Source organism: Gudongella ferriphila (assembly GCF_046224405.1).
Taxonomy (GTDB): domain Bacteria; phylum Bacillota; class Clostridia; order Tissierellales; family Tissierellaceae; genus Gudongella.
Genome location: NZ_JBJXRK010000015.1, coordinates 1 through 15,760, shown reverse-complemented (window position 1 = coordinate 15,760; position 15,760 = coordinate 1). Strand labels below are relative to the sequence as shown.

Sequence of the window (15,760 nt, the reverse complement as noted above, 5' to 3'; positions counted from 1 at the left end):
GCGCTTTATAAGAAAACTACCATTATATATTAATCTTTTTATACATGTTTGTGATAACCAGACGTATATTAAGATTAACATCTGAATTCGCTTTTTCCAAAAATGTAAAAATTAATATTTAGCTAGGTAGAGTGTTAACTTATTCTATTCTCTTATTTGTCATCCTTTTTTCTTAACAAGTTCAATTATTACCATAATCGGTAATGCAATCAAATAAAGGATTAGTCTCATTTATCTCCACCTCATATTATGTTAAGCCCTACCTAGCTTATGAGCTAATCATTTTTAAATTGAAAGGATGTGTGGGGATTTCTATACTTACTATAAAACTAACCTCCCACTAAACATTTCTTACTCAAGTATTTTTCTAAGGCCATCTATTGCGAACCCTCTTTGCATCTTTTCATGACAGTACTGATTATGATAGTTTCTCAAGCAACTATAACAACTAGTATCTCTATTTTCTCCTCCGCAATCACAATTCTCAACTATATCCAGTGCTCTTCTTAGGGCTGTCTTAAACTGCACTTCATCCAGAAGTCTTTTCACATGACCAGCTCCTCCCGGAACCGTATCAAATAGTATTAATGATTTGTTGCCACCACTCTTCACATAGAGGGTCCCGTCTATGTCGCTCCTATCGATTTCAAGCGCAAGAGAAACCCCTTCGATAATTGCATACATTAGGGACTCCCAAAAACCTTCATCGATTTTCAAACTCTGGAATGTATTAGAGAAGTTAATTTCAACAATATCCGTCTCAAAATCATAACCTAAGGTCAGTCTTTCAAAAGTCCCATTGCACTGTCGATTATCTGGTTTGACATGGCTCTTTGGAAAGTTTTCTATTGTCCCGTATCCGCAGGTCTTACAAATGAAGAAGCCTCTCCCCTTTCCATTATTTAATACACTTAGTTGACCATGATTCATAGATTTCAATTCAATTATATTTTTCCCTACCTGAATTTCTTTGTTCTCCAAAATTCTACCCATTCCTGAGAAATGTTTCCTGCTGCTGTAGGTCTTTTTTGGTCTTGTAGGCCCTGGATTATCAACCCTTTTCTCAGTAATAAATCCAAATTCTGGCATCATGTATACACCTGTGTTGAATCTTCTATTTCCACATACAGGGCAGGACTCGTTTACTTCAATAGATCCTGTAATCAGTTGCTTCTTGAAATAACCACATTTGCAACTCTCATAGCTATACTTTAGCAACTCCCTATTCCTTACTTTTTTAACATATCTTCCAGTCCACAACTTACCATTTGCAACAACTTGGCTCTCTGGAGCATACTCTGATATTGCAATCTGAAGATCTCTACTTAGCTCTATATTTCTTCCCTCATCTACATGAGAATTGATTTCCATACTAACCACATCAACTGGGAATCCATATTTGGGTAGAGCATTCTTTTGCGAAAGAAAGCCTATCAGATTCTTACTCTCTATAGTGTTTATTATCCTTTTGTATTCAGCTGCTTCTCTAAAACCTTGTTTTTTTATAGCACTTTCTATGGATGTATTCAATGATTCAATATCTGATTTAAGCTCTGAAACAATTTTAGTCATAGTCCCATCATCACTATACAGCTCAGCAGCCCAGCTCCAATTTTCAACCCCTACTTCTTCATAAAGTGATTCTGGCACTACGTCCTTGATCATCTCTCCCAAAGACTTGGGTCTTGAATCAAGATAGTCTTTCATTAGTTCTGGACCTTTAATTTCCTTGTCGATAAAAAAATCATTTACTGTCTTAAAATAATCGCTGTGTTCCCTCCAAAATTTTGAAAATGCACACGCATATATATGTCTTTTGGCTATTTTCTCATTTGCAATCTCAAAATAAGGTGGTTTAACAACACCGCTTATCATCTTAAATGGATCCAGATAGCTGCTGAAATCATGAGATGACAGTCTTGCAAATGTAAGTGCATAAGCTGTAGAATCAGTTCTTCTACCAGCACGCCCTGCTCTTTGAGCGTAGTTTGCAGGTGTTGGTGGCACATTCTTCATAAATACCGTTTCAAGCTCACCAACGTCCACTCCAAGTTCAAATGTTGTTGAACAGCTAAGGACATTTATCTCTCCATTAATGAACTTGTTCTGTACTTCAGCTGCATATTCAGTCTTTAGTTGGGCAGTATGTTCACTTACGTCCATTTTTTCAAGTTTTAACTGTGAGTAAAGATCTCTATAATGGTTACTTCTAAGCCTTTCCTCCATGTCTATCTTGTTTAACTTCCCTGAACACCTATAAGTCGGACATACATCGCTAATGTTGATGGTAGTTATATTATGGCACTTATCGCATCTATAATACTCCACTTCATCATTCCCTAATCCTGGTACTACCTTAAACAGTCTAGTATCCAACTTATTGATTACGCCATATGCTTCATTATTCTCATTTAGTACATATTCGTACAGTGGGCTTTCAGGACTTGTGAACAACTCATAAAGTGTATCGAGAACCTCAACTAACTCCTCTTTTGAATAATCCTTGTTATTTGCTTCTACCAGCTTCATCAAATAATCCAGTCTACCATTTAAATGATTTGCTGATGGCTTCCATGACTTAATCGTATATCCTCTCGAATATTTATTCTTTGAGGGTGGATTTACTCTGCAAAATCCTCCTTGAGTATTCTGAGGTGAAAAGTAATCGTCCTTAGGATCCACTATCTCGGGATATTTAAATGCCCTACTGTATCGGAAGTCATCAATAAAGTAGGTTATTAGTCGTTTGGCATTATCTACATCAAGTCCTAAATCCTTAAATTGATCAAGTTCAAACACTATATCCATATCGTCGATAGCATCATAATCTGGTAAGAACTTAATGTACCCGGTTGATTCCAGTGAATTGTTCCCCTTGTCAAAAAACTCTCTGGTCAGCCATCTCCAGGTCTCCAGTTCAATGGTTTCTCTTGAGCCTTTAATTATTCGTCTATCCGTTACAAAAGTCTTTACCCTCCTTTGAAAGTCTTCCAGGCTCCAACTGTTATTCTCAAACGCCTCCCTATTCTCACTTATTACCTTTACCAATATATTTCTTGTTAAAAGATCTCCGTAACTATTCTTTAAATATGAGGCAAAATATGCAGCATTCTGTCTACTGTCTGAAAAAACTAGAAGTTGTTTAGTTATATCCTGTTCTCTTCTTCTCTTTGCTGCTGCAAATAATCCGCGAGTCTCCTTATCCTCTGAAGTTTCCTTAACTTTGTTAGGTATCTGGTCATATAGGGCTGTTGCCAATACACTGGATACTACATCTTCTGAGAGGAAGAATCTCCTAACCACACTGCCCCTTGTACTCCGTGCACCGCATATACTGCATTTATGTACACTGCCATTATCTCCTTTTGTCTTAACAACCCTAATTTGCTTGCTATTGTCGCAACTGCAGCTTTTGGTGTCTCCTTCTCTCCTAATGTTTCCACAAATAGGGCATAATAGGAATGTCTCTTGATTTATTAAGACCGTTCCTTCTTCGCTAAGATCATCCTCATTTTCGATGTAGCTATAATCACTAGGTATAATTGCATAGAACTCCAGCTCTTTGCTTTCTTCTGAATATCTGTTCTGATTCTCGACAAGATAACTTAATCCATTTGAATTATCTTCCTCTATCTCCCCTACAAGGTACATTGAATTACATTTTGAACATGTTCCAACTTCAAAAGCCTTAACTTCATTGTCGTTTATTATTGCTGTCTTCATTCGATTTAAGTATAACTTGTTAGTTTCTGAAAATGCCACATATGCCCCTTCTAGAGCTTTAACTAAAAAATGGTATCTTGCTGGAATTAAGGGGTTTTCTTCCTTTGACCTCCTCACAATATTGCAAAGGTCGATAAGAGTTGTCATCTTAAAATCTGCATCCGCATCATCTGTGAATATTTCATTGGCAAGTGTGTAGAAGTCCATTGGTCCATCAGATAGAACTTTTATTGTCCTATTTACACGTTCATCACCTAACAATGAATCATAGACCACCCTTCTGTCGTAGTGATTTCCTTCCTCCAGTGACTTGTTAATGATATCCTCTGGAACTCCATAATGCTCCAGTATTTCTCGAACATCCCCATCTGGAGAATTAGTTAGGATCTCAACCAATTTCTTATACATTATTGGATCTACTGTTCCCCATACTTTTCCAGTTCTTAAGTTATCCTTCACTGCTTCTATTACATCCTTTGGATGAAATTCCTCCTGGAATAGTTTTTGGCCAAAATTAGCTACCTTTGGTAGGTCTTCTTTTCCACTACCCAAGGATGCACTTGTCAAAATACATCTTAGACTTCCCTTAGGAATTCCTATAGTACTCTTAAGCCTTGCCAAAAGCATAGACATTTCTATTCCCTTAGCACCAGTATATGTATGGGCTTCATCTATTACAATAAATTTCCAGCTATTGGAATGCTCTCCCTCAAAAAATACACTATCTTCCGGCCTAAGCATCAAGTACTCAAGCATAGCATAATTTGTCAGCAATATATGAGGAGGTGATTCCTTCATCTTATCTCTTGAAATCAGTTCGTTTTGGATGGGTTTCTTACCATGCATCCTTATGTATTTATCAAATGCTTTATCTTCATAGTTTTCAGTTTCACCAGTGTATATCCCAAATGTTATTTCAGGTTCGTTTTCAAGGAGCGATCTTAGTCTTTTCATCTGGTCATTAGCAAGTGCATTCATCGGATACAACAATAGTGCTCTTACACCTGGCGTTAATTCACCGTTTTCCCTTTCCTTTATAAGTTCATTGAGGATTGGGATCATAAATGACTCTGTCTTACCACTTCCAGTACCTGTTGCCACTATAATATTCCTGTTTTCTTTACAGACTTTTCGAATTGCCTTTTCTTGATGAATATAAAGGCTTCTATCAAGAGGCAATGCCGATGAATTAAACTTGCTGAAATCAGATGCAAGAACACCTTCTTCAATTAGGTCTTCTATTGTACGGCCCTTCTTGTATGGAGGAGTTGCCTCAATTATGGGGCCCTTGGAAAATTTATCAGTCTCTTCCAATAATTCCTTAAGTTGGTTATTAAGGTCTTCATCATTAAACTTCAGGCTGGTTGAAATATATCTTTTGTATCTATCAAATATAAGTTTTGAAGTTTCTAAGGGGTTTAATCCCATGCTTATTCCTCCCTTATTTCGTAGTCAAAATCATCAATCGGTGCTATTACATTCTTAGACTCTCTCAAATCCCAAAAGACCTCTCCCGTATCCAAGTCATACTGGGCACCATCTCTATACGTATCAAGCAGCAAAGGTATTTGTCTGTTTTCTATGTCTAGATAGAACAAAACTTCAGATACACTTAAAGAGGATCTTACTATCCCTTTGTAGACTGGCTCTTCTGAATAATTAAAAGACCTGCTTTTCTCTATTCCCTCAAGGAATAAAGGGTCTTCCAACATGTATAATTCTCCTTCATAACTAAAAGATTTTAGTTTGAGACCATGCTTTTGGAGTTTCATTATCTCTTCTAGTTTGGATATTAGTTTAATGTCCTTATAACCGGCTAGTACCTCTTTGGGGCTTGATTTGCCAAACAATCCCGACCTAACAACACTTTCATTCACTCTATATATCTCGATTCTTATCTTCTTACTTTCGATGCTATCTCTTTTTATATAGTAGTATGGATTATCTTCCTTAATCTCTTTCACAAAGACTATATTACCTTCATTAAGGAATTTGATGTACTTGCTTCCAGAATATCGATAGTTTTCTTTGTAGTTTACCTCCAGTATATACTCTTCTTCCACCTCTTCCTGGTAGATTTCAATGTCTTGAATTATCCATTCTTTGAAGACCTTGAGAATATCAATGCTATTGCCATGACTGTTTAGTCCAACCCATCTTACACTAAGAATGTCTTGATCATCAGTGCACAGAAAATCAATAATCGTATCCATATCAATTCTGATTGAACCTTTTTTCAATGGTATGGATATATCAAGAGTCTCATCACTATTAGATATCTTTATGTATCTCGTTATTTTACTTGTTGACTCAACAATCAATTGGTATTTTTTCAAACTATTGAGTTCTTCTTTTAGGAATTCCATTCCCAACTCGATATTATTACCCTCCGTGTCGACGATTCTTAAGCTTAAGTGAGGCACCTCTACCCTAAATACCTTGATACCGTATCTGTCATAGTAAACTTCAATCTCCTCATAAGGACAGTTCTCCATGGGTATGTATGCTTTGTAATTGCTTATGCTCACATTTGGATGCTTAATCCTTGCTCCTTCTGGATACTTAATCACTACGTTGTTGCCACTGTATTTTAGGGTAGTATTTGTTAGCCAACTATATTGAAGGTGCAACACCTTGGTGTTTCTTTTATCGATTATTGATATATCAACATTTACGGGGTAATAATATTTGCTTCTAATAAGACTATTTAAATCTACAAGAAATACATTCTCACGCATTTCATCCTGTTCGCAACAAGTTGCTAGTGACTTGCTCAGTATTGTTGTGCCATCCACTTTTACTTTCAGTTTTAAATTGTCATGATCAACAATAATATAATTATATGCCAGTGTAGGTAATTTCCCATTAATAACTTCCAAACCATCTAAACTAACTCCTTCAACTATGTTCAAATCCAAGACAGCTATGTTGTTGTATTTACTTCCACGTACAACAAAATCCTCCTTTGTTATCCTGTTTTGAAACTCAAGGGAAGTTTCGTTTAGCGCAGCTTCAATAATCCTGTAGCCCTCAATGCTAGCGTTATACTTATTAATTATTTCACCATTAGTTATATCCCAACAGTCACTTATTAATATGTAATAAAGGCCATTTTCTAAAAGACCATTTTCTTTCTTGTTGCCATCTTGATCAAAGATTAAAACACTATCAAATTGGTATTCAAAATGATTTCTAATGTTTATCCAGCTAAATTCGAGATTATCAATAGCTTTTATTACATTAACTCTCTGTTCATAAATTATGGTGTCTTCGCCTCTGTAGTGATCTTGTAATGTAATTCGATCTTTGGTTCCATCCAGGTACTTGATGTCAATTAACGGTTCAATATCAATCTTGTAGCCAATGTTAAAAGTCTGTTCTGGGACTAAAATTGATATGGACCTCTTGTCAGGCTCCAATTGTAGATAGGGTTCACTTAATTTGTCCATACGCTTTATTTTATGAGTCCTTATTTTGGAGGATTTCTTATTTGCCTTATTATCTCGTTTTTCTGTAACTGCTGCTAATCTATTTGCCCCTCCATTTTGGTTCTCATTTTTTATACTTGGTGATTTATACCATTTCAGAAACTGTTCAGCTAGTTTATTTTCCATGTCTATAGTCTTATACCTAAAGTACCTATCCATCATCTCCAAATTTTCTATGATAAAGGTTTTGAATATCACAGGAGCAGATTCTCTCAAGTGAAATAGAGATGCAGTATAAATTTGGGAAAAACTAGTCTGTCCATTGTTACTATCCAACTCCAGTGACTTAGATATCTTTTTAAGTTCAACTTGCTTTTTGTCTAATAAATCAACCAGTTTTTTATAGTCGTCTAGTGCATACCACCCATTTTCTAGTGTTCCTCCTCCAAGGATAGTAACTTTTGTCTTGTTTTCAACAAGTTTACCATTCTTAATTTGAAGTTGATTATTAGACTTAAGAATCTTATCTTTGATTTTCTGCAACTCAGCTTCCTTTTCTGGAATTGATTCTTCTAAGGTTGAGAAAAGAGAATCAAAGGATTCATTTATGTATTTGTTAGTATCAATTGCAGTAGGATCAGTGATGTAAGTCCCCATTTTATCTGATCTAAGTAGAATGTCATCAGTAAGAGCATATATACTATATAGGTCTTCTAATTCATTCTTGGTGTTTCTGCTGTCTATTTCCAATTGCCTAATATTCTCTTTAATATCGTCCACTTCTGCCTGAAGCAACTCCATATCAGATCTTGTGAAATCCAAATTATATCCTTTAGAATTTAGCTCCTTTAGCTGTCTCTTGATATCTTCAATTTCAAGGTTCAATGTTGATTCAATCTGCTTGCTGGTGGATAAATTGGTTTCGTCTGGAAACATTGTATCCCACAATTCATCAATTTTTCCCAGATCAACTTCTCTATCAAGAATTATTTCATATATCCTATTAAGCCTATCAAACAATTTTACTGAATATGTATTACTAATATATCCATGCATAAGTATGGGACTGAGGTACTTTTTCCCTCCATGATCCCTTACACTTAGCAGTTGGTATTTTTCAATTGCATCCAGAAAGATATCCCCGAAAATTCTAGACTTAGCTGGATTGTATTTAATGTTTAACTCTTTAAAAAAAGGCTTCCACATCTCACCATCACTGTAATGCTTAATTACAGACCATACGATAAAAATTGACAAAGTTAGGGGGAATTTCTCCTTAAGAACTTTCATCCTTCTCGTCTTAATAAAGCTTCTTAACAGTGATCTCAATTTATTGTAGTCTTCTTCATTAAAAGTAATGTCACGTAATATGGTGATATCATTATCTTCAATTTCTTGAATATACCTATCCTCATATTTCTTAAGTTTTTCCATTAACTCAAAATCAAGAGCCATACTCTCACATCCCGTTAGATTATTTTAAGAGTTTATTATAATTGACTATGCTTTAAAACGTTTCATTTAAAACGTTTCAATATATTATCAACCATTCCTTTTATGGATGAAAAGTCCTCTATAGTCCGTTTTAGGTTGTCTATTTCATCCTTTTGAGATTTTACTTCAAGATCATAATCCCTCTTGTGCTCCTCCAATTCAACTGTAATCGATTTTATCTTTTCTCTTAGGTCCGTTATTAACAGGTCTTTTTCATGTATGATATCTCTTAAAGTATCTATCTCAGATAAATATTCTTCTGTTTTTATCCTATATTCTTCATGACTTTCAGAAATCTCTTCACTTAAGTCAGAATTCAAACTCTTCAATTTCTCAACTTCAGATATTGACTGACTGTATGAATCCAGTATGTAGGATGACATTTTATCAATAATATCTCTGAACTCTCCATATGATTTTAGCGCCTCATCACTGTTTGGGGGAAGAACTAGCTCATGTTCTTCTGTTATACCTTCAGCTAAATTACTATTTTTATCTACCAAGACTTCTTCATCGTGATCTTTTTTAATCTCATCAGATTCTGTTTCTTCATGGTCTAAATCATAATTCATAGTTTCTAGCTCATTTTCGATGCTTTCCTCGTCGTTTGTTTCTATTTCCATAATTTCAAAAGCTACAATTTTTCTACTGATCTCATCCTGTTCTTCTTTGCTTCTATTTTCAAAATCTAGAGGATTCTCTCCTGTGAAAAGTATATATAAGAGCGGTAAGAATTTCTTCATTCCAACATTAGTTGCAAACATCAACTCTACTAAACTTTCCTCCGTAATCTCCCCAACTTTGTATATGTCTTTACCATGGAAAAAATCCACTACTGTAACAAATATATAATCTGTCAATAATCTATTAATTTCTTTATCCTTATCAATGACAACTTGTGATCCCCACAGCATAAAATGGTCACTAACTGAATCTTCACTTATGAAAATCTGTGTCCTGGTTTCATATAAATCGTTTATGTATTTTATATATCTCTCAGGATTATAGGTTCCATTATCAAACTTAATTAATATATCCATTATGGTTGTGGAATTGCTATAAGTTACATCAGTCATCAACTTCTCCTCCTTATTCCAAATGCGTTTACATGACGATTTCTAGACTATAACGTTGTTCTTTTATGAGCTCAGACATTTATAGTATTAAATAAGTAGATAAATATATTTTTGTATTTGATTTGTTAGTAATCATCCATTTCTACTATTAAGTCAATTCAACCCTCCTCAATACTCCACTCCCTCTTCCTCTGCTACCAGCTCATGACTATATGCCACTTCCTCGTAGACATTGCCTGCCATCTTCTCTGCCTGTCTCATTACTATCCTCATGGCGTTGACTGCCTGCTCAGGTGGGTATCCATACTTCTTAAGCAGTCTCTTTATAATCCTTCTCATATTTGCCCTTGCACTCTTACGGATGTTCCAATCTATGGTTGTGTTTCTCCTTATGGCTTCTGTCAACTCATGGGCAATCTTTTTAAGGATCTCATCTTCCATCAGTTCCTTTACTATCTCATCTGATGTAAGGGCGTAGTAGAAGGCCACCTCATCTGCTGATAGTCCAAGTTTGTTTTCTTCATCCTGGGACATCTTTATCTCATGGGCCATTCGTATCAGTTCTTCAAGGACCTCTGTGTTTGTCAGGGCTTGGTTCCTGTACTTGTTTAGAGCCTTTGTAAGCTTCTCTGAGAACTTCTCCGACTTAACAAGGTTTGTCCTCTCAATTATCTTTATCTTTCCTTCAAGGAGCTTTCTTAGCATCTCTACTGCAAGGTTCTTCTGTTCCATATTTCTGATTTCATTAAGGAAGTCCTCAGAAAGGATTGATATATCCGGTCTTTCCATATTCAATGCCTGGAACACATCTATTACTTCCTCTGAAAGTATGCTTCTTTGGAGCATCTGGTTTATCCTTGCTTCTATCTCTGCAGTGGATAAGACACCTGATCCTCTTTTCTCCAATTTTACAAGACTTGCCTTAACTGCCTTAAAGTAGCTTACTTCAAGGTTCTTCTTGGCACCTTCCTCTGTTGCTGCACAAAGGGCATGGGCTTTGGCAAGTTCCAAGGTGATGTTCTTAAACTCTTTCTGGTCTTCCTCTGATTTTCCAAGGATATGGTCCATTCCACCTGTTATGGCCCTTGCCCGCTGGAGCTGGGAATCTCCCATAAAGTCTGAGTAGTCGTATCCATGCATCATGTTGTTTAGGATCTCCAGTTTTTCAAGCATGATCCCAACTGCCACACTTGTATCTATACCTGTGTTTCCCCTATCCTTGGTGGTGTATTGGTTAAGGGCTTCCTTAAGGCTTTCAAGGATTCCGATGTAGTCTACTACCACTCCTCCTGATTTTTCCTTAAAGACTCTGTTAACCCTTGCTATGGCCTGCATAAGGTTATGTCCTCTCATGGGCTTGTCCACATACATGGTATGCATGGATGGAACATCAAAGCCTGTTAGCCACATGTCCCTTACTATTACAAGCTTAAGTTCGTCGTTGTTGTCCTTCATCCTCTTTGCAAGAAGGTCTCTTCTCTGCTTGCCTCCAACATGCTGCTGGATCTTCTCTGGATCTGCTGCGCTTCCTGTCATAACTACCTTGATCTTTCCCTTGTCCAGATCATCATTGTGCCAGTCTGGTCTTAGGGATGTGATCTCTTCATAGAGCTCTGCACAGATCCTTCTGCTCATGCAGACTATCATTGCCTTTCCTTCTATTGCCTTTGATTTCTCTTCGTAGTGGTGGACTATGTCTTCTGCAAGCTTTTTTATCCTGTTGGGAGATCCAACAACTGCTTCAAGGCGCGACCATTTGGACCTGGTCTTATCCCTTATGGAATCTTCCTGGCCTTCTGTTACTTCTTCAAATTCTACATCTATCTTCTGGATTTCTTCATCTACTGTATCCAGCTTTATGATCCTGTTTTCGTAGTAGATCCTTACTGTTGCCTCGTCTTCTACTGCCTGGGTCATATCGTATGTATCTATAGTATGTCCAAACACTGCTGTGGTGGACTTGTCTTCAAGGTCAATTGGTGTTCCTGTAAAGCCAATAAAGGATGCATTTGGTAGGGCATCCCTGATGTATTTGGCATAACCATATGAAACTTCTCCTGTCTTTATATCTGTCTTTGCCTTTAAGCCGTACTGGCTCCTATGGGCTTCATCTGCTATTACTATTACATTTCTTCTGTCTGTAAGGGCTGGCATATCCCCTTCGTCTGGACTGAACTTCTGGATTGTGGTAAATATTATTCCTCCTGATTCCCTTTCGTTTAGAAGGTCGTAGAGGCCGTTTATGTCCGCCGAGTTGTTGTTCGCCTTTGCTTTTTTCTGGGCATCAGTAAGTTTCCTTACATCTGCCTGCAGGGGAGTCTGCCTTAATATATCCTTTGATTTACTAAAGGTTGAGTACAATTGATCATCCAGGTCATTTCTGTCTGTTATTACTACCAGTGTAGGGTTGTTAAGTTCCTTTATCAGGCTTGCTGCATAAAATACCATGGATAGGCTTTTACCTGATCCTTGGGTATGCCATACTACGCCTATCTTTCTGTCTCCCTCTTCGCTTATGGCCTCTTTCGTCTTTTCCACTGCCTTTTTAACTGCAAAGTATTGGTGGTAGCCTGATAGGATCTTTATTATGGATTTCTTATCTCCAAGCTTCTTGCCATCTATATCAAAATCTGATTCCTTTGATTCCTGAAAGAGGATAAAGTTCTGGACTATATCAAGGAGTCTGTCTTTTCTAAGCATTCCTTGGATTAGGGTCTCAAACTGTGGCATTGACTTTGGGGTTATATCGATTCCATCTATGGATTTCCAGAACTGGAACCACTCCATTGTGGATGTTATCGTCCCTGCCTTTGCATTTGTGCCATCTGTCAGTATTGAAAAGCCGTTGTAGTTAAAGAGGGATGGTATGTCCTTCTTGTATGTCTGGATCTGGTTGTATGCGCTTTCTATTCCTACGTTTTCATCAACTATTGATTTTAGTTCCATTAAAACAAGTGGTATACCGTTTACATATACCACCACATCTGGTCTTCTTGTTTCATTTTCCACTACTGTCAGCTGATTCACTGCCAGAAAGTCGTTGTTTTCTGGATTGTCAAAATCCATTAAATATGCTCTCTTTGTCCTGATATGTCCCTTTTCAGAAAAGGATACTTCAATTCCTTCCACCATAAGCTGATGGAAGTATCTGTTGTTTTCTTCAAGCATGGGGCTGTTAAAGGTTATTACCTGTCTATATGCTTCTTCCAATGCTTCTTCTGGAAGCTTCTTGTTTATCCTTCGTAGTGCATCTTTTGCTCTACCAGCTAAGATCACTTCCTTATGGTCCTTTCTCTCTGGGTCTTTTCCTCCTGGAGAGATGTCTGGACCATAGGCATAGTCGTAGCCCATGGATAAAAGCAGTTCTATTACAGATACTTCAAGACTATCTTCATTGAATGCATGCATATCTTAACAGCCTCCTTATTAAAGGATCTTATTCATCTTCTTCAAGGGGTACTCTTATTTCGCCTGACATTAATTTTGGTAGTAAGGTGTCGCGGAAATTGGTAAGTACATCTATTTCTTGCTCATTTGCTTTGATTCTATCTGAAAATGGACCAACTACTGAACTAAACTTATTCACAAGTTGTTCACTTGGTATTACGGTCTCGATTGATTTTAATCCAGAACCTGATATTTCCTTAAATGTTGAACCTGAAGCTCTGCTGCTAATTAACGCGGTCTTATTCTTTAATTCTTGATATACATACTCACTTCCATATGTTTCCTTTGGAACAATTGATTTAAATCCTTGATTTGTTGTTACATCTACTGCCGCAATTGCAATATATCCTATAGGAGCTCTTGAGCTAAATAGTACTGTTCCTTGAGGAACAATTTTAGCGCTGCTATTTTTTAGACCAAGCTCAGATATGTCATTTTCACCTTCATATATATACTTATTCTTATTATTCGATAAGTCCTTTGGTGTTATCCAAGGTATTCCTTTTGGTACAAAGTATTCTTCCTTTTTCCTTGAAGGCGTCCCTCCTCCAACAATATCTCCCAAATCTGATATATTTCCTACTTCCCACCCCTTCGGGATAGGTCCAAGCTCACTATGGACCATCTCACCTCCAGAGGACTTATAAGGTTCTCCATCTTCATTGGGGAATTCAAAGTCCACAAACCAATGCTTGAATATTGCCTGAGCCATTTCTTCCAGAGTCTTGTTGATCTTGTTGTTTATCTCGATCTTTTCATCCAGGGTTGATAGAATATGGGCTATAGCTTTTTGTTCTTGAAGAGGTGGATATTCAATTTTGCATTTCAATAATTGCGGTTGTCTTAAACCTCTAACTGTCGTTCCTGTAGCCCTTGCATCCAGTTCTTTTTGAAACCTATTTGTTGTCATGTAATAATACAGGTACTTTGAATAAACTTTATAATTAGTTCTAAGGCAAAACAACCTCTGGCTAAGAACAATTTTTTCATCACTGTCCCAAAGTAATAATTCCCCAAAAGGAGCTTCTGATGTCATTAAAATATCTCCTCTGTTAACCTCTTCCTTCATCCACTTTTTGTACAAATTGGTATCTAAATATCTAATTGTATCTTCTTGGACAATTACTCCAGTTTTTATATTCTTTGCTGATAGTGCTTTATATCCTTTCCTTGACCAGTCACCACCAAGTTTTTTCGGAGTTTTCCCTCTATAATCAATGACTAGCTCTATTACTTCTTCCAATTCTACTTCTTTCCACTCACTAAAACTCATATCCAATACCCCCAAGATTCTTGCGTATCTCCTCCTCAAGGTGCCTGGATTTGGCAAATAGCTCTGCAAGCTCTGCCGTCATATTGACCATCTTTTCATCAAAGGGTATTCCATCATCTTCAACTTCCTCAATACCTACATACCTTCCTGGTGTAAGGACATACTCATGACCTCGTATTTCATCAAGGGTAGCTGACTTACAAAAGCCTTGGATGTCTTCATAGTCTCCATCCTTGTTTCTCCAGCTGTGGTAAGTTTCTGAGATCTGTTGGATATCTTCTTCATTAAGCTCTCTGTGGCGTCTATCTATCATATCTCCAAGCTTTCTGGCATCAATAAAGAGAACCTCATTCTCTCTTGACCTGAAGCCTGGGTTGGTTGATTTATTTCTGTTTAGTATCCATAGTGATACCGGGATTCCTGTTGAATAGAATAGCTTATCTGGCAATGCCACTATTGCATCTACAAGGTCTGATTCAAGTAAGTTCTTCCTTATTTCACCCTCATTGGATGTATTGGAGCTTAAGGATCCATTGGCTAAGACTACTCCTGCTGTTCCATTTGGAGCAAGATGATAGACCATGTGCTGCAGCCATGCGTAGTTTGCATTTCCCGATGGTGGTATTCCATACTTCCACCTCACATCATCTACTAGTCTGTTTCCTCCCCAGTCGCTGATGTTAAAGGGCGGATTAGCAAGTATATAGTCTGCCTTAAGTGTCTTGTGAAGGTCATTGTGGAAGGTATCTTCATGGTGTGGTCCTATGTTAGCATCAAGTCCTCTTATGGCAAGGTTCATCTTGCAGAGCTTCCATGTTGTGGAGTTAAGCTCCTGTCCGTATATGGATAGGTTCTCTACCTTACCCTGGTGATCTTCAACAAACTTCTCGCTTTGTACAAACATTCCTCCTGATCCCGCTGGTGTCAAGGTGATGACACAAAAAAAGTTTTATTATAATTTAATAACAAAAGAGCAGATCTCTTACCTTCTACTTAAGAAATCTGCTCCTATATATGACTGTATATTGTTTTAATTAAATTTCAGGTACTTGAGCAGATGTTTTAAATTTAATCTCAATTTCATTATTGTCGCCGAGAATTATCTCTTCTATTGTATCATTTATTATTTCATCTGTAAGCCTGTTTATACCAATATATTTTTCGTGAATGAACATCCCCTTTCGAATAGCATTTTGTGAATTTAATAATTCTATATCTTCATCTTTAATATCCTTAATTTTTATATACAGTTCTTCTAGTTGCTTATCTAATAGTTTCTTTCTCTTAAAATATTCTTCTTTTGAGAGCTTTTTAAATTT

Annotated in this window: 7 protein-coding genes; all 7 read right to left on the bottom strand. The window is 36.9% G+C overall.

The features are described 5' to 3' along the window. Window positions 1-351: 351 nt before the first annotated feature. The gene (locus ACKVDP_RS08910) at window positions 352-5,151 is read right to left on the bottom strand and encodes a DEAD/DEAH box helicase (RefSeq protein WP_409228475.1); all 4,800 of its coding nucleotides are present in this window, start codon (window positions 5,149-5,151) and stop codon (window positions 352-354) included. A gap of 2 nt (window positions 5,152-5,153) precedes the next feature. Continuing rightward, the gene (locus tag ACKVDP_RS08905; protein ID WP_409228474.1) at window positions 5,154-8,606 is read right to left on the bottom strand and encodes a coiled-coil domain-containing protein; all 3,453 of its coding nucleotides are present in this window, start codon (window positions 8,604-8,606) and stop codon (window positions 5,154-5,156) included. A gap of 62 nt (window positions 8,607-8,668) precedes the next feature. Then, on the bottom strand, window positions 8,669-9,721 hold the full coding sequence (locus ACKVDP_RS08900; protein ID WP_409228473.1) for a hypothetical protein: 1,053 nt from the start codon (window positions 9,719-9,721) through the stop codon (window positions 8,669-8,671). 168 nt (window positions 9,722-9,889) lie between these two features. Then, the gene (locus ACKVDP_RS08895; protein ID WP_409228472.1) at window positions 9,890-13,129 is read right to left on the bottom strand and encodes a type I restriction endonuclease subunit R; all 3,240 of its coding nucleotides are present in this window, start codon (window positions 13,127-13,129) and stop codon (window positions 9,890-9,892) included. Between the two features lie 28 nt (window positions 13,130-13,157). Further along, window positions 13,158-14,441 (bottom strand): restriction endonuclease subunit S, encoded by a 1,284-nt coding sequence (locus ACKVDP_RS08890; protein WP_409228471.1) that lies wholly within the window; start codon window positions 14,439-14,441, stop codon window positions 13,158-13,160. Continuing rightward, the gene (locus ACKVDP_RS08885; RefSeq protein WP_409228470.1) at window positions 14,431-15,369 is read right to left on the bottom strand and encodes an N-6 DNA methylase; all 939 of its coding nucleotides are present in this window, start codon (window positions 15,367-15,369) and stop codon (window positions 14,431-14,433) included. The genes ACKVDP_RS08890 and ACKVDP_RS08885 overlap by 11 nt, the downstream gene beginning before the upstream one ends. Window positions 15,370-15,475: 106 nt before the next feature. Then, window positions 15,476-15,760 (bottom strand): hypothetical protein (locus ACKVDP_RS08880; RefSeq protein WP_409228469.1); only part of this gene is annotated, 285 nt, incomplete at its 5' end.